The sequence below is a fragment of the Camelimonas abortus genome, assembly GCF_042432745.1.
Classification (GTDB): Bacteria; Pseudomonadota; Alphaproteobacteria; order Rhizobiales; family Beijerinckiaceae; genus Camelimonas; species Camelimonas abortus.
Genome location: NZ_JBHLWR010000006.1, coordinates 996,474 through 1,018,005, shown reverse-complemented (window position 1 = coordinate 1,018,005; position 21,532 = coordinate 996,474). Strand labels below are relative to the sequence as shown.

The window sequence follows — 21,532 nt, the reverse complement described above, 5'->3', positions numbered from 1 at the left end:
GGGTGACCGTTGCGCGCGGCGGCGTTCATGAGCGTCTCCCGGCGGCGAGGCGTCGTTCCATGGCCGCGGCGTAGCGCGACATGGCGTAACAGCACGCGAAATAGAACAGGGCGGCGAAGGCGTAGCCGGTGACCGCTGTCACCGGCGTCGCCCAGGCGACGTCGCGGGCGCTGACGTCGATGGCGGTCAGCAGGTCGAATATGCCCACCACGGTCACCAGGGTGGTGTCCTTGAGCAGGCTGATGAAGGTGTTGACGACACCCGGCAGCACCAGCCGCAGCGCCTGGGGCAGGATGACGTAGACATGGGCGCGCCAGTAGCCGAGGCCCAGCGCGGCCGCCGCCTCATACTGTCCCCGCGGCAGCGCCTGGAGGCCGCCGCGGATCACCTCCGCCATGCCCGCCGCGGCGAACAGGCAAACGCCCGCCATCACCCGCAGCAGCGGATCCGGCAGCACGCCCGGCGGCAGGAACAGCGGCAGCATGCGGTTGGCCATGAACAGCACCGCAATCAGCGGCACGCCGCGCATCACCTCGATGAACACGATCGCCGCCGCCCGCACCGCCGGCATGGACGAGCGCCGCCCGAGCGCCAGCAATATCCCGGCCGGCAGCGAAAAAATGATCCCCACAAAGGAGATGACCAGCGTCACCAGCACCCCGCCCCACAGGTGCGTCGGCACGGTCTCCAGTCCCGAAAAGCCCGGACCGTAAAGCAGGATCCAGGCCACGACCGGAAACGGCAGCACGAACGTGGCCAGCGCCGCCCCGCGCCACGGCGCCCGCGGATGCAGCGCCCACGCCAGGTTGAGCGCGCACAGCGCCATCGCCAGGTCCGGACGCCAGCGCTCCGCCGCCGGATACTGGCCGTAAACGAAATAGCCGATGCGGCGGAAGATGAACGGCCAGCAGGCGCCGACGGTTTCGCCCGGGCGGGTCGCCAGGCAGGCGTCGCGGTCCGCGCCGCTCCACACCGCGTCGACGAGGAGGAAGTTCACCGCCGGCAGCGCCAGCGTCCACGCCAGCGCCAGCGCCAGCAGCGTCAGCGCCAGGTTCAGCGGCGAGGAGACGAGGCCCCGCAGCGTCTGCGCGAGGCGCGCGCCCCGCGCCGGCCCGGCGGCCATGCCCTGGATCGCGCTCATGGGTGATGGCCCTCCTTCACCGCTCCACCAGCGCCATGCGGGCGTTCCACCAGTTCATCAGCGCGGCTGTGAGCAGGGACAGGGAGAGGTAGACCAGCATGATCAGCGAAATCACTTCCAGCGCCTGGCCGGTGTTCTGCAGCACCGGCCCTGCGCCCACCAGCACCAGATCGGGGTAACCGATGGCCACGGCGAGGGAGGAGTTCTTGGTGAGGTTGAGATACTGTCCGGTGAGCGGCGGGATGATGATGCGCAGCGCCTGCGGAAGCACGACCAGCCGCAGGATCTGCCATTCCGTGAGGCCCAGCGCCCGGCCCGCCTCGCGCTGGCCGCGGCTGACGCCCTGCACGCCGGCGCGAACGATCTCGGCGATGAAGGCCGAGGTGTAGACCGCAAGGCCCATGGTGAGCGCCACGAATTCGGGCAGCAGCGTCACCCCGCCGGACACGTTGAAGCCGCGCAGCTGCGGCCAGCTCACCGGCAGGCCGCCGGAGACGGCGCCTGTGACGACGGCGACCGCGCCCACCGCCGCCGGCAGCGCCGCCGCGGCCAGCCAGGCCGCGCCCGAAAGACCGCCCGCCAGACGCCGGCGCCGGCGGCGCCACAGCGCCACCAGCCCCGCCGCGACGCTGGCCGCCACGGCGACGGCGAGGGCGCGCCAGGCCGGCGAATCCGCCGGCCACGGCAGGTACAGCCCGCGGTTGTTGAGCAGCAGCCCGCCGGGCAGCGCGATGGACTGGCGCGGCCCGGGCAGCGGCTTGAGCGCCAGGTTGTACCAGACCAGCAGCTGCAGCAGCAGAGGCGTGTTGCGCAGCAGCTCCACATAGGCCCCTGCGCAGCCGGCCAGCAGCGCGTTGGAGGAAAGGCGCGCCACACCCACCACGAAGCCCAGCGCCGTGGCCAGCACGATGGCCAGCGCAGCCGCGGCCAAGGTGTTGCCGAAGCCGGCGAGCAGCGCCATGGCGTAGGTGTCGCCGGCGCGGAACGGCAGCAGCGAGCCGGTGATGTCGAAATTGGCCGGCGCGCCGAGGAAGTCGAAGCCGTAGGTGATGCTGGAGGCGCGCAGGTTGGCGGCGACGTTGCGTCCCGCCCAGACCACGAGGCCGGCGACGGCCAGCACCAGCAACGCCTGCCAGAAAAACGACCGCAGCGCCGGATCGCCGGCCAAGCCGCCGGCGCGTGGCCGCGCGCGCGGACCGGAAACTGCTGCGCGCCGCTGTGGTGGCGTCATCGCTCTCCTCCCGGAAAAGGCTCCCTGTCGCCCGCCGCGCCGCCGGCCGGGCCCGCGCCGGCCAGGATCAGGGGGCGGCGCGCGCCGCCCGGTCACGGCCGGCGCTGCGCAACGGTCGCGCCGGTCAGCGGATCGGCGGCGCGTACATGAGGCCGCCGTCCCTCCACAGCCGGTTGAGGCCGCGGGGAATCTGCAGGCGCGAAGCCTTGCCGAAATGGCGGTCATAGATCTCGCCATAGTTGCCGACAGCCTTCACCGCCTGCAACAGCCAGTCCGGCCGCAGCCCCATGGCCTCGCCCATGCGGCCCTCGGTTCCGAGCATGCGGCGCAGCTCGGGATCGGACGATTGCGCCTTCTCCACGGCGTTGGCCTGGGTGACGCCGGCGTCCTCCGCCGCCACGAGGCCAAAGCCCACCCAGCGCACCACGTCAAACCACTGCGGGTCGCCCTTGCGCACGGCGAGGCCGAAGGGTTCGCGCGAGATGATCTCCGGCAACACCACATGGTCGTCCGGGCTGGTCAGGCGCAGGCGCTCGGCGTAGAGGGCGGAGCTGTCGCTGGTGAAGGCGTCGCAGCGGCCAGCGTCATAGGCGCGGATCGTCTCGGCGGCGCTGCCGAAGGAGACGATCTCGTACTTCATGTCGTGGCTGCGGAAATAGTCGGCGAGGTTGAGCTCGTGGGTGGTGCCCTGCTGCACGCAGATCGAGGCGCCGTTGAGCTCCAGCGCCGACTTGAGGCCGAGGCTCCGGCGCGTCATGAAGCCCTGGCCGTCGTAGAAATTGATGGCGGCGAAGGTGGCGCCGAGGGCGGTGTCGCGCGCCATGGTCCAGGTGGTGTTGCGCACCAGCACGTCGATCTCGCCCGTCTGCAGGGCGGTGAAGCGGTCCTTGGCCACCAGCGGAACGAACTTCACCTTCTCCGGATCGCCGAAAATCGCCGCGGCGATGGCGCGGCAGTAGTCGACGTCGAACCCGGTCCAGCGGCCGCTGTCATCGGGCACGCCGAAGCCGGCGAGGCCGGGGTTGGCGCCGCACAGCAGCTGTCCGCGCTGCCGCACCTGGTCAAGCAGGCCCGCCGCCGCCGGCGTCGCCAGGGCCATCAGGCTTCCAAAGGCCAGGGTGAGCGCGCAGGCAATCGCCAGCCGTCCAGTCGCCCGTTTCATCCGCGATGTCCTCCATTGCTGCTGTGGGGCGCGCCCCCGCCGGCCGCCGGCCGGCGCGGGGGGTGCGGTCGCGCCGGGCGTGGCCCGCCCGGCAGGTCAGGACCGTCAGGAATGACAAGGCGGGGCGGACCGGAAGGTCAACCCCAAATTGGCGTCGCCATGCCCGCTTCCTGTACCGGATTGGGGGTTGACGGCCCGGCGGCCGCGGCTCCACACCGGTCTGGCAGCCCCGCGGGCGCGGCATGTCCGCGCGGGGCGTGTAGGGAAAGGACCCCATGCGCAAACTGGACGAAGACGCGTACCGCCGGCTGTCCAGCCGCACCCGCCTGGTTCTGGGCGGACGCAATCCTGAGGAACAGTTCGGCTTCGTCAACACCCCCGTTTACCGCGGCTCCACGGTGCTGGCCCCGGATGCGGCGACGCTGCGCCGCGGCGACGCGCGCTTCACTTACGGCACCCACGGCACGCCCACCACCGAGGCGCTGGAGCGGGCGTGGAGCGAGCTGTGCGGCGCGGCGGGAACCTGCCTCACGCCGTCCGGGCTCGCCGCCATCACCCTGGCGCTGATGTCCTGCGTGAAGGCCGGCGACCACATTCTCGTGACCGACTCCGCCTACCGCCCCACCCGCCGCTTCTGCGACACGGTGCTGGCGCGCATGGGCGTGGAGACCACCTATTATGACCCGCGCCTCGGCGGCGACATCGCCGGGCTGGTCCGCCCCAACACCACGGCGGTGCTGGTGGAGGCGCCCGGCTCGCAGAGCTTCGAGGTGCAGGACGTGCCCGCCATCGCCGCCGCCGCCCACGCCGCCGGCGCGCTGGTGCTGATGGACAACACCTGGGCGACGCCGCTGTTTTTCCCGCCGCACGCGCGCGGCGTCGATCTCGCCATCGAGGCGGGCACCAAATATCTCGGCGGGCATTCGGACCTGCTGCTCGGCCTCGTCTCGGCCAATGAGCGGGCGCTGCCGGCGCTGCGGCGCACGGCCGAGGCCTTCGCCATGTGCGCCGGGCCGGAGGACTGCTTCCTCGCCCTGCGCGGCCTGCGCACCATGGAGCTGCGCCTGCGCGAGGCGGAGCGCCAGGGCCTCGCCCTCGCCCGCTGGCTGGAGAAACGGCCCGAGGTGAAGGCGGTGCTGCATCCGGCGCTGGAGAGCCACCCGGACCACGCCATCTGGAAGCGCGACTTCCTCGGCTCCAGCGGCCTGTTCAGCGTCGTGCTGCAGCCGGCCCCTGACGCGGCCGTCGACGCCATGCTGGACGAGCTGGCGCTGTTCGGCCTCGGCTATTCCTGGGGCGGTTTCGAGAGCCTGGTGATTCCGTTCAACTGCGCCTCCTACCGCACCGCCACCACGTGGAATCCGGGCGGACCGACCCTGCGCTTCCAGGTGGGGCTGGAGGACATTGACGACCTCACCGCCGACCTTGAGCGCGGCTTCGCCCGCTTCCGCGAAGTCGCCGGGCTGTAGGCCCCGCCGCAGCCGCCAGCCGGGAGGCCCGCCATGATGTCCGTCGCCGTCCTCCGCCCGCGCAGCCGCCGCGCCCGCCGGCGCGTCCGCGCCAGAACCTCGCTGGCGGCGCTGGCCGCGACGGCGCCGCTGGCGCTGGCCGCGCCCGCCGCCGCAGACGACCCCGCAGGCGAGGCGCGCATCGGCCTGCCGATGCGCACGCTGTTCGTCACCCGCCCGCCGCAGGTGCGGCTGGCGGAGGCGGACATTGTCGTCACCCCGACCGAGGTGCGCGGCCGTTACGTGTTCCGCAACGAGGCCGGGCGCGACCTGGGGGCCATCGCCGCCTTCGCCGCGCCCGATCTCGACGCCAGCGCGCCCCGCTTCGGCTACACGGCGGTTCCGGCGTCGGAATCGCTGAATTTCATGGATTTCAGCGCCACGGTGGACGGCCGTCCGGTGACGCCGCTCGGCGCGCACCAGGCCTACGGCGCCGGCCCGGAGCGCACCCACCTGCTGGAGGACTTCCAGATTCCCGCCCAGCCGGCGGCCAGCGCCACATGGAAGGCGCTCCAGGAGCTGAAGCCCTCCGCCGTGAACGATCTCTACGTCGCCGGTCTCGTCGACATGGAGCAGGCCGGCGACCGGCTGGAGGTGCGCCCGCGCTGGCTGCTCAGGAGCGTCTGGTACTGGCCCCAGGCCTTTCCGGCCGGCCGGGAGACGGTGATCGCGTGGCGGCACCGCGTCTCGGCCGCCGCCGCGGCGCGGCCGCTGCCGCCGGCCGGGGAAACCGCCCCGCGCCACGCGCGCCACTGCGCCGGCGCCGCGGCGAAGACCGTTGCCGACGCCGCCCGGCGCAACGGCCCCGGCCGCGACTGGATGCGCGAGCAGACCCTGCGCCTGCAGCTGCTGGCGGGACCGGCCTGGGCCGGGCCGGCCGACGTGTTCACCGTGACCATCGACGGCGGCGACAGCGGCTTTGTCGCCGCCAGCTGCCTGCCGGGACTGGAGCCCGCCGGCCCGGCGCAGTGGCGGGCGCGGCGGGAGAACGCCCCCGTGGACGGCCTGCTGGAGGTGATGTTTCTGGCGCCCGGCCACGTGGCCAGCGACGGCGCGCCCCCGGACGAGGCGGACGCCGACGCCGCCGGCGCGGAGTGACGGCCGGAGAGCGGCGGGCCGGCGGCGCGCGCCGGCTCAGGCGCTCTCGCTCTCGCGCTGGCCGCTGCGGCGGATCAGCATCAGGTTGCGGACGTAGATGAGCACGCTGAGCGCCTGGCCGAGGATGATCACCGGCTCGCGCCTGTAGAGCCCGTACACCAGGGTGATGACGCCGCCGCCGATGGAAAAGAACCAGAACGCCACCGGCACCACGCTGCGTCCGGCGCGCTCGCTGGCCAGCCACTGCACCACGAAGCGCATGGCGAACAGCGCCTGGCCGAACAGGCCCAGCGCCAGCCACAGGTCGGCGCGGGCCACGAACACGTCGTAAAGATAGCCGCCAATGTCATGGGAGAGCTGGATCAGCATCGGCGCGCCTCCTTCAGCGCAGTTCCTCGACCTGCGGCGGCGACTTGCGGCGGCGCACCAGCCACCACACGCCGGCGAGATCCATGAGGCCCACCCACAGGCGGTCAAAAAAGCCGTATTTGGAGACGCCCGCCATGCGCGGCCGGTCGACCACGTCGACATGGGCCACTTCATAGCCTTCCCGCCGCACCAGCGCCGGCATGAAGCGGTGCAGGGCGTCGAAATAGGGCAGGCTCAGGTAAACCTCGCGCGGCAGGGCCTTGAGGCCGCAGCCGGTGTCGCGCGTGCCGTCGCGCAGGATGGCGCCGCGCACGCGGTTGGCGATGCGCGACTGCAGGCGCTTGAAGCCGGTGTCCTTGCGCCCGATGCGCTGGCCGGCCACCAGGCCGACGCGCGGCGCGCCGGCGCGCAGCTTCTCCACCAGCACCGGAATGAACGCCGGATCGTTCTGGCCGTCGCCGTCGATGGTGACCACCACCGGCGCGCGGGCGGCGAGCACGCCGCTGCGCACCGCGGCGCTCTGGCCGCGCGACTCGGCGTGACGCAGCCGGCGCAGCCACGGGCGCCCCTGCGCCATCTGCGCCAGCCTCTCGGGCGTGGCGTCGGTGGAGCCGTCGTCGACGTAGATCACCTCGAACGGTCCGAGCGGCCGGCAGGCGGCCTCAATCTCGGCCAGCAGCGGCGCGATGTTCCCGGCCTCGTTCTTCACCGGAACGATGACGGCGATCGCCGGCGCGGCGGCGTCCCGGGCAGTTTCCTGGGCGTGTGCTTCGGTCAAGGGCAAGGCTTTCCGGTTCTTGCGCCCCTCGCGGGGCCTTGCGCGTCATGCGCGGGCCTCCCCGGCGGCGTCGCCCTCCCCCGCCCCGACGCTCCGGAAGGCCCGCGACGCCCTGGCCGGCTCCTGCGTCCGCCAGGCCGCGCGTCAGGGTCATGTCCTGACCGGGCACATATCAGGCGCCGGCGCGCGCGGCAATCGCGCATCGCCGTCGCGGCTCATCCGCCGGCGCCGGCCGCGCCGCGGCCACGCGCCCACACGCCGATGTCCAGCCGCTTGCCGCCGTTGAGATTGAAGCCGCGCACCCGGGCGATCTCCTGCGGCCGCGCCGCCCCCTCCTGCGCCAGCCTGTCCAGGAAGACCTTCTCCTCCGGGGCGGTGAGAAACGCCACCCGGCAGTCGCCCTGGCGGATCCAGTCGGCGGCGGCGCGCCCGTCCGCCATCACCAGATCGGTGCGGGTGAGGAACACAAGGCTCGGCTCGCGATAGCCGGCGGTGAGCGCCTTCATGTCGCGGCAGCCCGTGCGCTCCGCCGCCTCATGCATCGCCGCCGCCAGACGCGGCGAGATCCGCAGCCCCTGCATCTGCGGCAGCATCGCCCCCAGCGTCGACGCCATGAACGCCACGGCCGTGACCAGCGCCAGCAGCGCCGTGCGCCAGGCGAGACCGGCGGCGTAGGCGCGCCACGCCAGCACGGACAGCGCCGCGGCCACGGCGAGCCCGGCGACCGCCAGCCACGGCGTCGCGCCGTCCAGCGCGTGACCGGCGGCGGGCAGCAACGCCAGCCCGGCCACGGGAATGAGCGGCAGCAGCAGCATGGCCGGGCGCGCGCCCCAGCGCGCCGCCGGGGCCAGCTCGCCGCGGACCAGCGCCCGCGCGGCCAGCAGCGCGATGGCCGGATAGAGCGGCAGCACGTAATGCGGCAGCTTGGTGGGCACGGCCTCAAACACCAGCCAGGCCGGAATCACCCACGCCATGACGAAGGCGACCACGTCGTCGCGCCGCTCGCGCCACAGCGTCTGGGCGGCGATGGCGGCGAAAGGCGCCAGCGGCCAGGCCGTGCCGAAAAAGGCGAGGAAATAGGCGCCTGGCGGGCCCCAGTGCTTCTCCTGGCCCGAGCTGACCTTGCCGAGCATGTCCTTGCCGACCGCCTCGACGAAAAAGGCGCCCTTCGTCTCGATGGCGATGGCGATGAACCAGGGCGCCACGACGATGAGGGCGAGGACCAGACCCGGCAGCGGCCGCAGCGCCCCCAGCCAGCGCAGCGAGCGCGCCCGCAGGCTGAGCGCCGCCGCCGGCAGGGCGACCAGCATCAGCCCCACCGGCCCCTTCACCAGGAAGGAAAGCGCCAGCGCCCCCCAGAACGCCAGCCACACGCCGCGCCCGACCGCCTCCGGCCCGCGCCCGCGGGCCAGCCAGGCCCGCGCCAGAGCGCCCATCATGACGACGCAGCATGCGGTGAGCACGGCGTCGGTCTTGGCGAGGCGCGCCTCCACCGACAGCAGCGCCGTGGCCGCGAACAGCGCCGCCCCGGCGACGGCGACCAGCCGTCCGCCCATGGCCAGCAGCGCCCAGTAGGCCAGCAGCACCGCGGCGACGGCGCCGAGCAGCGACGGCAGGCGGTAAACGGCGATCGCGGCGCGCGCGTCGGGAACGCCCGCGGCCTCCGCCAGCTTCACCGCGCCGGCCTGCAGCCAGTAGACGCCCACCGGCTTCTTGTTGCGCGCCTCGTCCTGGAAGCGGATGGCGACGTAATCGCCGCTCTCCAGCATCTGTTTCGTGGCCTGGGCGAAGCGCGGCTCGTCGCGGTCCATGGGCTGGAGGCTGCAGAAGCCCGGCAGGAACAGCGCAAGCGCCAGCGCGACGAGTCCGGCCAGCGCCCGCGCATGGGAGGCCGCGAACCAGGCGAAGACGGCGCGCGCGCCGCAGTCGCCCTCCGGGAGCGTCGCGTCGGCGGCCGGCGCGGCGATGGTCTGGCGGTCAGCGTGCGGCATGGGTCCTGCTTCCGGTCGTGCGTGAGCTGGCGCGGCGGCCTGGCGGCGACGCCGCGCCGCCAGGCTTTACCCCCTCCGCCGGCGCGTTTCCAGCGCCAGAAAGCGACGGGCCGGCCCGGCGCATTTGACGCTTCCCCGCCATGTGGCGCAGGATCGCGCCTGGCGCGCGCCGTTGCGGCGAGCGTCGGGCAGGAGTGTTTTCGTGACCCAGCAGCCCGGCGATGTGAACGACGACCACGCGCAGCGCAAGGCCGGCCGCCGCAAACGCGCCGAAGCGGCCCGGCGGCCTGCGCGCGCGGACGCGCAGCCCACCATGACGCTGCGCGAACTGGCGGCGGCGATGTCGCGGCGTGACCTGGCGCCGGAGGACGACGCCCCGCCGCCCGCCGGCGCGGGGCCGGCGCCGGAGGAGACGGAGCGCGCGGACGCCGAGGTGCTGGTGATGCGCGCCGGGCTGGAGGACTGCCTGTGCCATCTGGTGGAGCTGTACGGGCCCGGCATGCTCGACGCGTTCCTGACCCGGCGGGTCAACCTGAGCGTGCGGCCGCTGCTGGCCAGCGCGGGGCAGACGGCGGATCCGGCCGAGCGGGAGCGCATCCTGCGCCAGGCGGAGGCGGCGCGGCGCCTGTTGAAGGAGGCGGTGGAGGCTGTGCGCCGTGACCCGACGCCGCCCACCTGACGGGCCAGGGGCGCAGGCCGCCGGCGGCAATTGTGGAGGAAACGTTCCGTCCTGCCTGCGTGTTTCCGCCGGGAACGCAGGGGAACGGCGCGCATTGACGGCCATGAAACAGGCGGCCGGTCGTGCGTCCTGGGCCACGGTTTGCGTGGACATGCCCGGCCTGTCGCGCCAGACGGACGGAGATGCGTTGCCTGGCGGCCGCCCGCGCGACGTGAAACCCTTTGGGCAGGAAAGTCTTTTGACAGGAAACCCTCTGGAGAGAGAACTCTTCGGAGGGGAAACTCTTGGGCAAGGTTTTTGGGCAAGGATTTGCCGTTACGGTCATCCTCCCGGCCGGGGCGGCCCGCCGCGCGTTGGCGCGGGGCGCGGCGGCCTCCGGTCGCGGCCGCCGGTTTCATCGCGCGTTATTCCCGAACTGCGAGGTTCCCCATGTACAGACCAGTCGCCACGCTGACAGCGATCGTCCTGCTGGCCGCCTGCCAGTCGACGGGCGGACGCAACGTCGCCGCGCTGCCTCCGGAGCAGAGAAAGGCGGCGCAGGCCAGGGACGCGGAGATCGCCCGCGTCGAGCTGGCGCGCTGCGAGCAGACGTCGGCCAGTCTCGTTGAGTCGACGAAGTGCAAGGCCGCGGTGCGCGAGCGCTACATCATTCCTTACGCGCCGCCGGAGGAGCAGCGCATCTCCCGCTACCTGCTGGAGCAGAACATCGCGCTCGCCGGGAAAATCCAGCGCGGCGAGCTGACCGAGGCGCAGGCGCGCGCGCAGTACGCCGCCATCGTGCGCTCGGTGATGGACCAGGAGCGCGCCGCCCACCAGGGCAGGAGGCGCTGAGCGCCCCCGCCTGCGGCGGCGCCCGCGCGGGCAGGAACGGCCGGGACGCGCTCCCGGCCGGCGTCATGACGGCGTTGCGGGCGCAGATGTGGCGACCCCGGCAGGATTCGAACCTGCGACATTCGACTTAGAAGGTCGACGCTCTATCCAGCTGAGCTACGGGGCCCCAATGCCGGCGCGGAGACGGCCGCCGCGAGGCGTCCGCGCGGCGGCCGTCTCCGCGCTCCCCGGCGGGGCGCCCGCATGGGGAACGCCCGCGGGCCGGGGACGACGGGCGCCGGCCGCGCGGAGCCGTGACGGTCTAGCCGGCGACGCGCGCCGGCGCAACCGCCGGACCGGCGCGGAGGCATGGCCAGGCCCGGCGCCGCGCCATTTCTCCCCGGCTCAGTGCGTCCAAGGCGCGAGGCGGTCCGGGCGGAAATTGTCGGAGTAGGACACGTGGCGACGGGGACGCGACGGCCGCGGCTCCTCCACCCGGTAAGGAATGCCGTTTCGCTCGGCGAAAGCGACCGCCTCCTCCCTGGTGTCGAACCACAGGCGCAGCTGCTGGCGGGTGTCGGCGGAGCTGGTCCAGCCCATCAGCGGCTCCACCTCGCGGGGCGACGCCGGATCAAACGCCAGAAGCCACCGCCGCGACTTCGCCTTGCCGGACTGCATGACGTTGCGGGCGGGTTGCAGGATACGCGCGGTCATTCCAACCTGTCCTGAAACTGGTCCACGCGGGACGCCTTCGTCCCGCACCGGCATGGGGTTAACATTCCGGCCGTGGAAAGACAATCGCGCGCGGCGCGGCGGGCCCCGCCGCCGCCGCGCCGCGGACGGCGGCCCGGAAACGGCGCCCCCGCAGCGGAGGGCCAGGAACGGCGGGTGAGCGCGAAGTCTCCAATAAAGGAATTCCGGCCCAGGCGCGCCATTTTACATTGAGCGCGCCCCGGGCCCATATTAATACGGAGGCACATCCCAGCGCTTTTCCTGCCGCCATTGCGTCAATTCGCATCATTCACCAGGAACAATAACATGATTCGAAAAGGCATCCTGTCCGTCGCGCTGCTCGCCGCCGCGCCCGCCCTGGCCCAGGACGGACCGGCGTTTCCGGGCGGCGCCTCGTCCCTGCGGGAAACCCACGGCGACTGGGTGGTGAACTGCGCCGTCGCCGAACAGCGCAAGGTCTGCGCCATCTCCCAGCAGGTAGGCCAGAAGGTGAAGGACAGCGCCGCCGTGCAGCGGGTGATGAGCATCAGCTTCAGCCCGGCGGCGAAGGGCGCGGAGGGCGTGCTCGCCCTGCCCTTCGGCCTGCTGCTGGCGAAGGGCGCCTCCCTGCAGATCGACGACGGCAAGCCGCAGGCGACGGTTCCGATCCGCACCTGCCTGCCGGCCGGCTGCGTCGCGCCGCTCACGCTCGACCAGAACCAGATCGCCGCCATGCGCAAGGGCAAGCAGCTGAAGGTCAATGTGATCGCCGCCGACAGCGAAAAGCCGGTGACCATCACCGCCTCGCTGCAGGGCTTCGGCGACGCGCTCGAACGGGCGGCCGCGCTGGTGAAATAAGCCCTTGGGCGCCGTGCGGGCCGGCGCGGCGCGTGACGGCGCGCCGCGTGAAGCCCTGGCGGCCGGCGGAGCGCGGCCGCGGGCGGCGCGGCCTGCAATTCTTCCGGATACGCCGGGAGGGGGACTTGCGCCGGACGGCGCAAGCCCGTATCCAGCAAGAGCTTTGACGCGTCGGGGCATGGCGCAGCCTGGTAGCGCATCTGCTTTGGGAGCAGAGGGTCGCAGGTTCAAATCCTGCTGCCCCGACCATTATCCCGCATCTGCGGGCCGTCCTGCGGCTGGCGGCGGGCCGCCCCGCCCGGCATGACGCCGCGGGGCGCAAAGACATCCCGGGTCATGCCGTCCGGTCCCGCCAGTATCCGGCCGCGCGCGCGGGCGCTGCTGCCCGTCCTTGACTTCGCCCCCCGCCATAAACATCTTTCAGGCATGCGTCACGTTTCTGAAATGGCGGGACATCCGCGATCCAGCTGCCCCATAGCGGGATACTAGCCCGACGTCCGTCTGCGCGCGCCCCGGACGTCGGGGCCGCGCCTTGAGCCTTCAGGCAATCCATCCTTTTTCCTTCCGGGCGCGCCAGCGACACTCCCTTTCATTGCAATCTCCGGACTGCGACCGCGCGCCGGACCGAAGGCCCGACCCATGATCAGACTCAGCAGCACCCGCTCCCGTTTGCCGGCGCTCGTCATCAGCGCCGATGACCACAAGCGGCTCACCCTGCTCGCCGAAGCCGCGGCCGACCGCATGCCCGACGTCTCCGAGGCGCTCCTGCAGGAGCTTGACCGCGCGAAAGTGGTGAAGGACGACGCCATTCCCGCCAACCGCGTGCGCATGGGCTCCACCGTGGTCTACGAGGCGCACGGCGCCGAGCGCACGGTGAAGCTGGTCTATCCCGGCGACGCGGACATCGAGGCGGGACGCATCTCCATTCTCACCCCCATCGGCGCGGCGCTGATCGGCCTCAGCCCCGGCCAGTCGATCCGCTGGACCGGCCGCGACGGCGTCACCCACGAGCTGACGGTGAAGGCGGTGACGCCGCCGGAAGCCTGACGCGTGCCGGCAGGCGCATGCCCCGGGGCGGAGGCCCTTGGCGCCGGCGCGCCCGCCCCGCCGGCGCCGGCGGACCCCTGCCGTTGTTCCCGCCTTTCGCCGGACCGGCGCGCGGCCAGCCGCCGCCGGCGTCGCGGCGCGCCGGCGCGAATCAGCGCCGCGCTTCCCGTCCGGCGGATCTTTCCCGCTGCATGACCCCGGCGGCGCGCCCCCGCCGCGGCCGGGTTCGCGCACTTGTGATGGCGCCGGCGTCCGGCGCGTTTTCCCGCCCGCGCGGCCTCCCGCCCGTTCGCCCGCCCCCGGCTTTTCCGCGGCGGTGGAAAGAAGGCCGGACCGTCCCCGCTTTCCACACCGCGCGGGCGGCGGGAGAAGCGCCGCGCCCTGTGCGCAACCAGCCCGGCGCGGCGGATTTCCGGCGCGCGCCATGGGGTTGGGCCGTCAAGGGCCCGCGCCCCGCGAAAAGGCGGCGCAGCTACTATTTATGGGGTTAATCCGCCATTCAGCCCCTACATATAGCATCCCCGATTGCGGGACGGCGGGAAGTGGTCTAGCGTCCTGAACGCCGGAACGAGGTCGCCGCGCCGCATGGCGGACGGGCGGCGCCCGCGCCGGCGCTCCACCCGAGTTTCGCCACGGCGCGCGCATGACCTCATGTGTCCATGCGGCTGCGCCCTGGCATGCATCCAACGGCAGAACCGTCCCCGCGGGGACGGCGACGGAGACTTCCATGCGGATCGAACGGCGCTACACCTCTGAAGGCAAGTCGGTCTGGGATGCGATCGCGTTCCGCAGGACGACCAGCGAAATCCGCAATCCGGACGGCTCCGTCGTGTTCCGTCTCGAGGACATGGAGGTCCCCGAGGAGTGGAGCCAGGTGGCCGCCGACGTGCTGGCCCAGAAATATTTCCGCAAGGCCGGCGTGTCCGTGGCGCTGAAGCGCGTCGAGGAAGAAGGCGTGCCCTCGTGGCTGTGGCGCTCCGTGCCCGACGAGGAGGCCCTCGCCGCCCTGCCCGCGGACCAGCGCACCCGTTCGGAAACCTCCGCCCGCGAGGTGTTTGACCGGCTCGCCGGCTGCTGGACCTACTGGGGCTGGAAAGGCGGCTATTTCACCACCGAGGCCGACGCCCGCGCCTTCTACGACGAGCTGCGCTACATGCTCGCCAGGCAGATGGCCGCGCCCAACTCGCCGCAGTGGTTCAACACCGGCCTGCACTGGGCCTATGGCATCGACGGCCCCGGCCAGGGCCACTATTACGTCGACTACCGCACCGGCGAGCTGAAGGCCTCTGAGTCGGCCTATGAGCACCCGCAGCCGCACGCCTGCTTCATCCAGTCCGTCGCCGACGACCTGGTGAACGAGGGCGGCATCATGGACCTGTGGGTGCGCGAGGCGCGCCTGTTCAAATATGGCTCCGGCACCGGCTCCAATTTCTCCAACCTGCGCGGAGACGGCGAGCGCCTGTCCGGCGGCGGCCGCTCCTCCGGCCTGATGTCGTTCCTGAAGATCGGCGACCGCGCCGCGGGGGCCATCAAGTCGGGCGGGACCACCCGGCGCGCCGCCAAGATGGTGGTGGTGGACGTCGACCACCCCGACATCGAGGCCTACATCGACTGGAAGGTGAAGGAGGAGCAGAAGGTGGCCGCGCTGGTCACCGGCTCGAAGATCGTCCGCAAGCACCTGAAGGCCGTGATGAAGGCCTGCGTCAACTGCGAGGGCGAAGGCGACGCCTGCTTCGATCCCGAGCGCAACCCGGTGCTGAAGCGGGAGCTGCGCCTCGCCCGCCGCGCCATGGTGCCGGACAGTTACCTCAGGCGCGTCATCCAGTACGCCCGCCAGGGCTACCGGGACATCAACTTCGACGTCTATGACACCGACTGGGACAGCGAGGCCTATCTCACCGTCTCCGGGCAGAACTCCAACAATTCGGTGTCGGTGACCGACGAATTCCTGCGCGCGGTGGAGAACGGCGGCCAGTGGTCGCTGGTCTATCGCGACGGCCGGGTGAAGAAGACGCTGCCCGCCCGCGAGCTGTGGGAAAAGATCAGCTACGCCGCATGGGCGTGCGCCGATCCGGGCCTGCACTTCAACACCACCATGAACGACTGGCACACGTGCCCGGCGGACGGCCGCATCCGCGCCTCCAACCCGTGCTCGGAGTACATGTTCCTGGACGACACGGCCTGCAACCTGGCGTCGCTGAACCTGCTGCAGTTCTACGACCGCCAGACGCAGCGCATGGACGTGGACAGCTTCATCCACGCCTGCCGCCTGTGGACCATCGTGCTCGAGATCTCGGTGATGATGGCCCAGTTCCCGTCGCGGGAGATCGCGCGGCTGTCCTACGAGTTCCGCACGCTGGGCCTTGGCTACGCCAATGTCGGCGGCCTGCTGATGACCATGGCCCTCGGCTATGACAGCCGCGAGGGGCGCGCGCTGATCGCCGCCCTCACCGCCATCATGACCGGCACGGCCTACGCCACCTCGGCGGAGATGGCGAAGGAGCTCGGCCCGTTCCCCGGCTACGCCCGCAACGCGCAGCACATGCTGCGTGTGATCCGCAACCACCGCCGCGCCGCCTGGGGCGAGAGCTCCGGCTATGAGGGGCTTTCGGTGACGCCGGTGGCGCTCGACGCCGGAAGCTGCCCGGACGCGCGCCTCGTGGAGGCGGCCCGCCGCGCCTGGGACGAGACGCTGCGCCTTGGCGAAGCCCATGGCTACCGCAACGCCCAGGCCACGGTGATCGCCCCCACCGGCACCATCGGCCTGGTGATGGACTGCGACACCACCGGCATCGAGCCGGACTTCGCCCTGGTTAAGTTCAAGAAGCTGGCGGGCGGCGGCTATTTCAAGATCATCAACCGGGCGGTGCCGCACGCGCTGCGCCGTCTGGGCTACAGCGAGGCGCAGATCGCCGAGATCGAGGCCTATGCCCTCGGCCATGGCTCGCTGGCCCAGGCGCCGGCCATCAATCACGCCACGCTGAAGGCGAAGGGCTTCACCGACGAGGCCATCGCCGCGGTGGAGAAGGCCCTGCCCGGCGCCTTCGACATCAAGTTCGTGTTCAACCGCTGGACGCTGGGCGACGCGCTGCTCACCGGGCCGCTGAAGGCGCCGGCGGAGAAGCTGGACGATCCGTCCTTCGAGCTGCTGCCGTTCCTGGGCTTCAGCCGCAAGGAGATCGAGGCGGCCAACATCCACGTGTGCGGCGCCATGACCCTCGAGGGCGCGCCGCACCTGAAGCCGGAGCACTACCACGTCTTTGACTGCGCCAGTCCGTGCGGGCGCATCGGCAGGCGCTACCTGTCGGTGGAGAGCCACATCCGCATGATGGCGGCGGCGCAGCCGTTCATCTCCGGCGCCATCTCCAAGACCATCAACATGCCGAACGAGGCGACGGTCGAGGACTGCTCCAGCGCCTACATGCTCTCCTGGCGCCTGGGACTGAAGGCGAACGCGCTGTATCGCGACGGATCGAAGCTGTCGCAGCCGCTGAACGCGGCGCTGATCGCCGACGACGAAGAGGACGTCGACGAGGCGGTGGAGGCGCTGGCGGCGCAGCCGGCGGCGGCGCGCGCGGCGCAGGTGACCGAGCGCATCGTCGAGAAGGTGGTGGAGCGCGTGCAGCGGGTGCGCGAGCGCGAGAAGCTGCCGGAGCGGCGCAAGGGTTACACGCAGAAGGCCATCGTCGGCGGGCACAAGGTGTATGTGCGCACCGGCGAGTATGAGGACGGGCGCCTCGGCGAGATCTTCATCGACATGCACAAGGAAGGCGCCGCCTTCCGGGCGATGATGAACAACTTCGCCATCGCCATTTCGCTGGGCCTCCAGTATGGCGTGCCGCTCGAGGAGTATGTGGACGCGTTCACCTTCACGCGGTTTGAGCCGGCGGGCATCGTCCAGGGCAACCAGTCGATCAAGAACGCCACCTCGATTCTGGACTACGTGTTCCGCGAGCTGGCGATTTCCTATCTCGGTCGCTACGACCTCGCCCATGTGGATCCGTCGGAAATCGGCTTCGACGTGATCGGCAAGGGTTCGGCCCAGGGCCGCCAGCCGGACGGCGACGCGCCCGCGAGCGCGCCGGCGCCGCGTCCCCTGGTGTCGAAAGGCTTCGTGCGCGGGCGCCAGCCGACCAATCTCCTGGCCTTCCCGGGCGCGGACGGCGGGCCGGTCGCGATGGCGGGCGGCGCCCAGGCGGCGACGGCGCTGAAGGCGGAGCCGCTTCCGGAACTGAACGACAATGAGGGGGACGCTCCGGCGTCGCGTCCGGCGGCCGCGCCGGCGTCGCTTGACCGGCGCAAGGAAGCGCTGATGAAGGGCTACCAGGGCGACGCCTGCGGCGAGTGCGGCAACTTCACCCTGGTGCGCAACGGCACCTGCCTGAAGTGCGACACCTGCGGAAGCACCACCGGCTGTTCATGACCGCATGCCGGAAGGCCGGCGTGCCTATATGGCGAAAGGAGCGCGGCGGGCCGGCTGCGCTCCCTGTCTTTTTGGGGAAACGGGGCGGGCTGGATGGGGCGGACGCGGCGGGCGCCGGCGGACGGCCCGTTGCGCCAGGCCCCGGCAGTCGCCACGCCCCGGGGGCTCCGGAGCGGAGCCGGCGCCGGTTCCCTCGCGGGCGGCCGAAATACGCCATGACCGGCCGTCGCCAGGAAGGATCTGACGGCGGCGTCCGCCTTTAGCGGCCGGCCGGGACGCCGGTTGGCCCGGCCGCGCGCCAGCGTCAGCCGTGCGGGGCTCCGGGGCCGGTTTTCCTGCGTGGGAAAGCGCGTCACAAGACGCCGCCGCCGCGTCAATAACGGAAATTTGATCGCCCTCACGCGCCTTTGGCGGCGACGCGCGCCTGTCTGGCGGCGGCGCGGACGGGGCTGCAAGCCGCCGCAACCGCTGTATTTTTTCGCCCGCGCGACCGGCGCGCCGCCATGACGCGGGCCGGCGCGGCCGGCGTTTTGCGACCAGTTTTTCATTGCGGCGGATTTTGGGTCTGGAACCGGGCGCAACGAAAGTTCATCCTGTCGGGAATCTGGCGACCGTTGCGCAATTCCCCTGGAAATCTGTCCAGCGTTCGTCCCACACGTCCGCCGCTGCGCGCGCCGCGCAAGGAAATTGCGCCGCAATGCCTGAAGGACGCGCCACAGACAGGCGCGTCCCCGCGGGCCCGGCCTGCGGCGAACACAGGATTGGGGGAAACACATGCGCAAGTCCGGCCTGCTGGCGGCTGCGGCGGCGGCTCTCTGCATCGGCCTCGCCGCGCCGGTCATTTCCGCGGCGTTTCCTGGGGAGGCGCTGGCGCAGCCCGCCGCGGCGACGCCGGCCCCTGCCCGCCAGCAGCGCCTCCCCAACATTCTGGTGATCTTCGGCGACGACATTGGCCAGACCAATCTCAGCGCCTATTCCCACGGACTGATGGGCTACCGCACGCCGAATATCGACCGCATTGCGGCCGAGGGCGTGATGTTCACCGACTATTACGCGGAGAACAGCTGCACGGCCGGGCGCTCCACCTTCATCACCGGCCAGGCGTGCCTGCGCACCGGCCTGTGCAGGATCGGCGTGCCGGGTTCGCCCGCGGGGCTGCAGGCGCGCGACATCACCATCGCCCAGGCGCTCAGGAGCCGCGGCTACGCCACGGGCCAGTTCGGCAAGAACCACCTCGGCGACCGCGACGAACACCTGCCAACGGCGCACGGCTTCGACGAGTTCTTCGGCAATCTTTATCACCTCAACGCGGAGGAGGAGCCGGAGCGTCCGTACTGGCCGAAGGACAATCCGGAATTCGTGAAAAAGATGACGCCGCGCGGCGTGATCCGCGCCACGGCGGGCGGGCCGGTCGGGGACACTGGCCCCCTGACCCGCAAGCGCATGGAGACGATTGACGACGAGACGACGGGAGCGGCGATCGGCTTCATCCGCCGCCAGGTGGAGGCCGGGAAGCCGTTCTTCACCTGGATGAACTTCACCCGCATGCACCTGTTCACGCACATCAGGCCGGAGCATCGGGGCAGGAGCGGCATGCCAGGCGACGCCTACGCCGACGGCATGTGGGAGATGGACCAGAACGTCGGCAAGCTGCTGCAGGCGCTGGACGAGCTCGGGGTGGCGCAGGACACCATCGTCATCTTCACCACGGACAACGGCCCCAACGCCTTCACCTGGCCCGACGCCGCCACCACGCCCTTCCGTTCGGAAAAGAACACCAACTGGGAAGGCGCCTTCCGGTCTCCGGCGATGATCCGCTGGCCCGGCCGCATTCCGGCCGGCGAGGTGCGCAACGGCATTTTCTCGGGCCTCGACTGGTTCCCGACGCTGCTGGCCGCGGCCGGCGTGCCCGACGTCCGGCAGCGCCTGCTGGAGGGCTGGAAGCCGGAGGGAAGCGACAGGACCTACCGCGTGCACCTCGACGGCTACGACCAGCTCGACTACCTCACGGGAAAGAGCGACAGGAGCGCGCGCGACCGCTTCTTTTACTTCAATGACGAGGGCGATCTCGTCGCGGTGCGCGTCGGCGACTGGAAAATGGTCTATGAACGGCAGGACAGGCCTGGCCAGTTCGACGTCTGGTCCTACCCGTTCACGCGCCTGCGCGTGCCCAAGATGTTCAACCTGCGCATGGACCCGTTCGAGCACGCCGAGATTTCCGGCAGCGGCTACGACCAGTGGCTGGTGGAGAACGCCTATCTGCTGGCGCTCGCCCAGGAAGCCGGCGGGGAGTTCCTGAAAACCTTCGTCCAGTGGCCGCCCAGCCAGCGCATGGAGGATTTCAGCCTGCAGGGCGTGCGCCGGCAGGTGGACGCGCACATTGAGAAAACCGGGGGCGGCGCCGCGCCGCCATCCGCTCCCCGGGGAAAATGACCGGCCGCGCGCCGCCGTGACGGCGGAACAGACAGGCAGGGGAAACAGGCGAGAGAGGCGGACATGAACCAGGACGCGCCGCAGACCGCCGGCATGCGCCGTCTGGACGGCGGCCTGTTCATCATGGGCTCAGACCATCACTATCCCGAGGAAGCGCCGGCGCATCCGGTTCGGGTCGACCCGTTCTGGATTGACGAGACGCCGGTGACCAACCGGCAGTTCAGGGCGTTCGTCGCCGCCACCGGCCATGTCACGGTGGCGGAGAAGGCGCCCGACCCGAAGGATTATCCGGGCGCCCTGCCGCACATGCTGCGGCCAGGCTCCCTGATGTTCAGCCCGCCGTCCGGCCCTGTCGACCTGCGCGACTGGACCCGGTGGTGGACGTTCCGCTTCGGCGCCACATGGCGCAAGCCTTATGGCGACGGCTCCTCCATCCGCGGCAAGGATGACCACCCGGTGGTGCATGTCGCCTATGCGGACGCCCTCGCCTACGCCCGCTGGGCCGGCAAGGACCTGCCGACCGAGGCCGAATGGGAATACGCCGCCTGGGCGGGCCGCAGCGGCTGCGAGTTCGCCTGGGGCGACGAACTGACCCCGGGCGGGCGCCACATGGCCAACACCTGGCAGGGCATGTTTCCGTACGAGAACACGAAGGAAGACGGCCATGCCCGCACCTCTCCGGTGCGCGCCTTCCCGCCCAACGACTTCGGCCTCTACGACATGATCGGCAATGTGTGGGAGTGGACCAGCGACTTCTGGTCCGCCCGCCACCCGGAAAGCGCGGCCAGCCCGTGCTGCGCGCCGCGCAATCCGCGCGGCGGCACGGAGGCGGAAAGCCTGGACCCCGCCCAGCCCGCCATCCGCATTCCGCGCCGTGTGGTCAAGGGCGGCTCGCACCTGTGCGCGCCCAACTACTGCCGCCGCTACCGCCCGGCGGCCCGGCGGCCTGAGCCTGTCGACACCTCGGCCTCCCATCTTGGATTTCGCTGCGTCATCCGCAGTCCGGCGGCCCCCGCCGCCATGGCTGCGCCCGGGGCTGACCGCCATGACGCAGGTTCGTGAACACCTGCGCGCATGACGGGGCGGGCCCTGGGGGCGGCCTCTGGCGACCGGGGACAGGAGGCGGCGACCGCGCGGCGCGCCCGGCGGCCTCGCAGGCCGGAGCCATGCGCCCCTCGGCGCTGACCGGGTCCGGACCCGGCCTGCGCCGCCGTTGCGCCACGGCGAGCCCCACGCTGTCGGCGTCCGCGGGCGCGAAAGCCGGGCCGCCGGCCGCCCGGACGCGGGCCCGGA

General features: G+C 71.7%; 16 protein-coding genes and 2 tRNA genes. 10 read left to right on the top strand and 8 right to left on the bottom strand.

What is annotated here, in order from left to right:
- Positions 1-25: 25 nt before the first annotated feature.
- The 3 genes from ACFFJB_RS06815 to ACFFJB_RS06805 form a co-directional block, all read right to left on the bottom strand.
- A complete protein-coding gene (locus ACFFJB_RS06815) occupies positions 26-1,141 on the bottom strand; it encodes an amino acid ABC transporter permease (RefSeq protein WP_376830501.1) in 1,116 nt (371 codons plus the stop codon).
- 16 nt (positions 1,142-1,157) lie between these two features.
- The gene (locus ACFFJB_RS06810) at positions 1,158-2,309 is read right to left on the bottom strand and encodes an amino acid ABC transporter permease (RefSeq protein ID WP_376830500.1); all 1,152 of its coding nucleotides are present in this window, start codon (positions 2,307-2,309) and stop codon (positions 1,158-1,160) included.
- A 187-nt stretch (positions 2,310-2,496) separates the two neighbouring features.
- A complete protein-coding gene (locus ACFFJB_RS06805; RefSeq protein ID WP_376830499.1) occupies positions 2,497-3,534 on the bottom strand; it encodes an amino acid ABC transporter substrate-binding protein in 1,038 nt (345 codons plus the stop codon).
- Positions 3,535-3,809: 275 nt separating this feature from the next.
- Between ACFFJB_RS06805 and metC the strand changes: the two genes are divergently transcribed.
- Entirely contained in the window at positions 3,810-5,003 is a 1,194-nt protein-coding gene (metC, locus tag ACFFJB_RS06800; RefSeq protein WP_376830498.1) for a cystathionine beta-lyase, read from the top strand.
- A 33-nt stretch (positions 5,004-5,036) separates the two neighbouring features.
- The gene (locus ACFFJB_RS06795; RefSeq protein ID WP_376830497.1) at positions 5,037-6,140 is read left to right on the top strand and encodes a DUF4424 family protein; all 1,104 of its coding nucleotides are present in this window, start codon (positions 5,037-5,039) and stop codon (positions 6,138-6,140) included.
- A 36-nt stretch (positions 6,141-6,176) separates the two neighbouring features.
- Here the strand turns inward: ACFFJB_RS06795 and ACFFJB_RS06790 are convergent, their stop codons facing one another.
- From ACFFJB_RS06790 to ACFFJB_RS06780, 3 genes are all read right to left on the bottom strand, one after another.
- Positions 6,177-6,509, bottom strand: coding sequence for a lipid-A-disaccharide synthase N-terminal domain-containing protein (locus tag ACFFJB_RS06790; protein WP_376830496.1), 333 nt, complete (start codon positions 6,507-6,509; stop codon positions 6,177-6,179).
- 13 nt (positions 6,510-6,522) lie between these two features.
- Positions 6,523-7,287, bottom strand: coding sequence for a glycosyltransferase family 2 protein (locus ACFFJB_RS06785; RefSeq protein WP_376830495.1), 765 nt, complete (start codon positions 7,285-7,287; stop codon positions 6,523-6,525).
- Between the two features lie 215 nt (positions 7,288-7,502).
- Positions 7,503-9,278 (bottom strand): ArnT family glycosyltransferase, encoded by a 1,776-nt coding sequence (locus ACFFJB_RS06780; protein ID WP_376830494.1) that lies wholly within the window; start codon positions 9,276-9,278, stop codon positions 7,503-7,505.
- A 202-nt stretch (positions 9,279-9,480) separates the two neighbouring features.
- On the opposite strand from ACFFJB_RS06780, the gene ACFFJB_RS06775 reads away from it, so the two are divergent.
- Both ACFFJB_RS06775 and ACFFJB_RS06770 read left to right on the top strand, forming a co-directional pair.
- Positions 9,481-9,957 carry a hypothetical protein gene (locus ACFFJB_RS06775; protein ID WP_376830493.1) on the top strand — a complete coding sequence of 159 codons (477 nt, stop codon included), beginning with the start codon at positions 9,481-9,483 and terminating at the stop codon, positions 9,955-9,957.
- 429 nt (positions 9,958-10,386) lie between these two features.
- Positions 10,387-10,788, top strand: a complete 402-nt coding sequence (locus ACFFJB_RS06770; RefSeq protein WP_376830492.1) for a hypothetical protein — start codon at positions 10,387-10,389, stop codon at positions 10,786-10,788.
- Between the two features lie 89 nt (positions 10,789-10,877).
- On the opposite strand, the gene ACFFJB_RS06765 is transcribed toward ACFFJB_RS06770, so the two are convergent.
- Both ACFFJB_RS06765 and ACFFJB_RS06760 read right to left on the bottom strand, forming a co-directional pair.
- A tRNA-Arg gene (locus tag ACFFJB_RS06765) sits at positions 10,878-10,954 on the bottom strand.
- A gap of 218 nt (positions 10,955-11,172) precedes the next feature.
- Entirely contained in the window at positions 11,173-11,481 is a 309-nt protein-coding gene (locus ACFFJB_RS06760) for an ETC complex I subunit (RefSeq protein ID WP_376830491.1), read from the bottom strand.
- A 324-nt stretch (positions 11,482-11,805) separates the two neighbouring features.
- Here ACFFJB_RS06760 and ACFFJB_RS06755 point away from each other — a divergent pair, with 324 nt between their 5' ends.
- The 6 genes from ACFFJB_RS06755 to ACFFJB_RS06730 all read left to right on the top strand — a co-directional run bounded on the left by ACFFJB_RS06755 (position 11,806) and on the right by ACFFJB_RS06730 (position 21,301).
- Complete coding sequence (locus ACFFJB_RS06755) at positions 11,806-12,336, top strand: invasion associated locus B family protein (RefSeq protein ID WP_376830490.1); 531 nt, start codon at positions 11,806-11,808, stop codon at positions 12,334-12,336.
- 172 nt (positions 12,337-12,508) lie between these two features.
- Positions 12,509-12,585: transfer RNA gene (locus ACFFJB_RS06750), tRNA-Pro, on the top strand.
- Positions 12,586-12,975: 390 nt separating this feature from the next.
- Positions 12,976-13,383, top strand: coding sequence for a nucleoside diphosphate kinase regulator (gene rnk / locus ACFFJB_RS06745; protein ID WP_376830489.1), 408 nt, complete (start codon positions 12,976-12,978; stop codon positions 13,381-13,383).
- Between the two features lie 727 nt (positions 13,384-14,110).
- Positions 14,111-17,806: a vitamin B12-dependent ribonucleotide reductase gene (locus ACFFJB_RS06740; protein WP_376830488.1), complete on the top strand. Its 3,696-nt coding sequence runs from the start codon at positions 14,111-14,113 to the stop codon at positions 17,804-17,806.
- A 774-nt stretch (positions 17,807-18,580) separates the two neighbouring features.
- Positions 18,581-20,239: an arylsulfatase gene (locus ACFFJB_RS06735; protein WP_376830487.1), complete on the top strand. Its 1,659-nt coding sequence runs from the start codon at positions 18,581-18,583 to the stop codon at positions 20,237-20,239.
- A gap of 63 nt (positions 20,240-20,302) precedes the next feature.
- Positions 20,303-21,301, top strand: coding sequence for a formylglycine-generating enzyme family protein (locus ACFFJB_RS06730; protein ID WP_376830486.1), 999 nt, complete (start codon positions 20,303-20,305; stop codon positions 21,299-21,301).
- The last annotated feature ends 231 nt before the right edge of the window (positions 21,302-21,532 follow it).

Coding starts and splice junctions, on each gene's coding strand:
- ACFFJB_RS06815 (WP_376830501.1), bottom strand. CDS start 1,141: ATGAGCGCGATCCAGGGCATGGCCGCCGGGCCGGCGCGGGGCGCGCGC.
- ACFFJB_RS06805 (WP_376830499.1), bottom strand. CDS start 3,534: ATGAAACGGGCGACTGGACGGCTGGCGATTGCCTGCGCGCTCACCCTG.
- metC (WP_376830498.1), top strand. CDS start 3,810: ATGCGCAAACTGGACGAAGACGCGTACCGCCGGCTGTCCAGCCGCACC.
- ACFFJB_RS06795 (WP_376830497.1), top strand. CDS start 5,037: ATGATGTCCGTCGCCGTCCTCCGCCCGCGCAGCCGCCGCGCCCGCCGG.
- ACFFJB_RS06790 (WP_376830496.1), bottom strand. CDS start 6,509: ATGCTGATCCAGCTCTCCCATGACATTGGCGGCTATCTTTACGACGTG.
- ACFFJB_RS06780 (WP_376830494.1), bottom strand. CDS start 9,278: ATGCCGCACGCTGACCGCCAGACCATCGCCGCGCCGGCCGCCGACGCG.
- ACFFJB_RS06770 (WP_376830492.1), top strand. CDS start 10,387: ATGTACAGACCAGTCGCCACGCTGACAGCGATCGTCCTGCTGGCCGCC.
- ACFFJB_RS06760 (WP_376830491.1), bottom strand. CDS start 11,481: ATGACCGCGCGTATCCTGCAACCCGCCCGCAACGTCATGCAGTCCGGC.
- ACFFJB_RS06755 (WP_376830490.1), top strand. CDS start 11,806: ATGATTCGAAAAGGCATCCTGTCCGTCGCGCTGCTCGCCGCCGCGCCC.
- rnk (WP_376830489.1), top strand. CDS start 12,976: ATGATCAGACTCAGCAGCACCCGCTCCCGTTTGCCGGCGCTCGTCATC.
- ACFFJB_RS06740 (WP_376830488.1), top strand. CDS start 14,111: ATGCGGATCGAACGGCGCTACACCTCTGAAGGCAAGTCGGTCTGGGAT.
- ACFFJB_RS06735 (WP_376830487.1), top strand. CDS start 18,581: ATGCGCAAGTCCGGCCTGCTGGCGGCTGCGGCGGCGGCTCTCTGCATC.
- ACFFJB_RS06730 (WP_376830486.1), top strand. CDS start 20,303: ATGAACCAGGACGCGCCGCAGACCGCCGGCATGCGCCGTCTGGACGGC.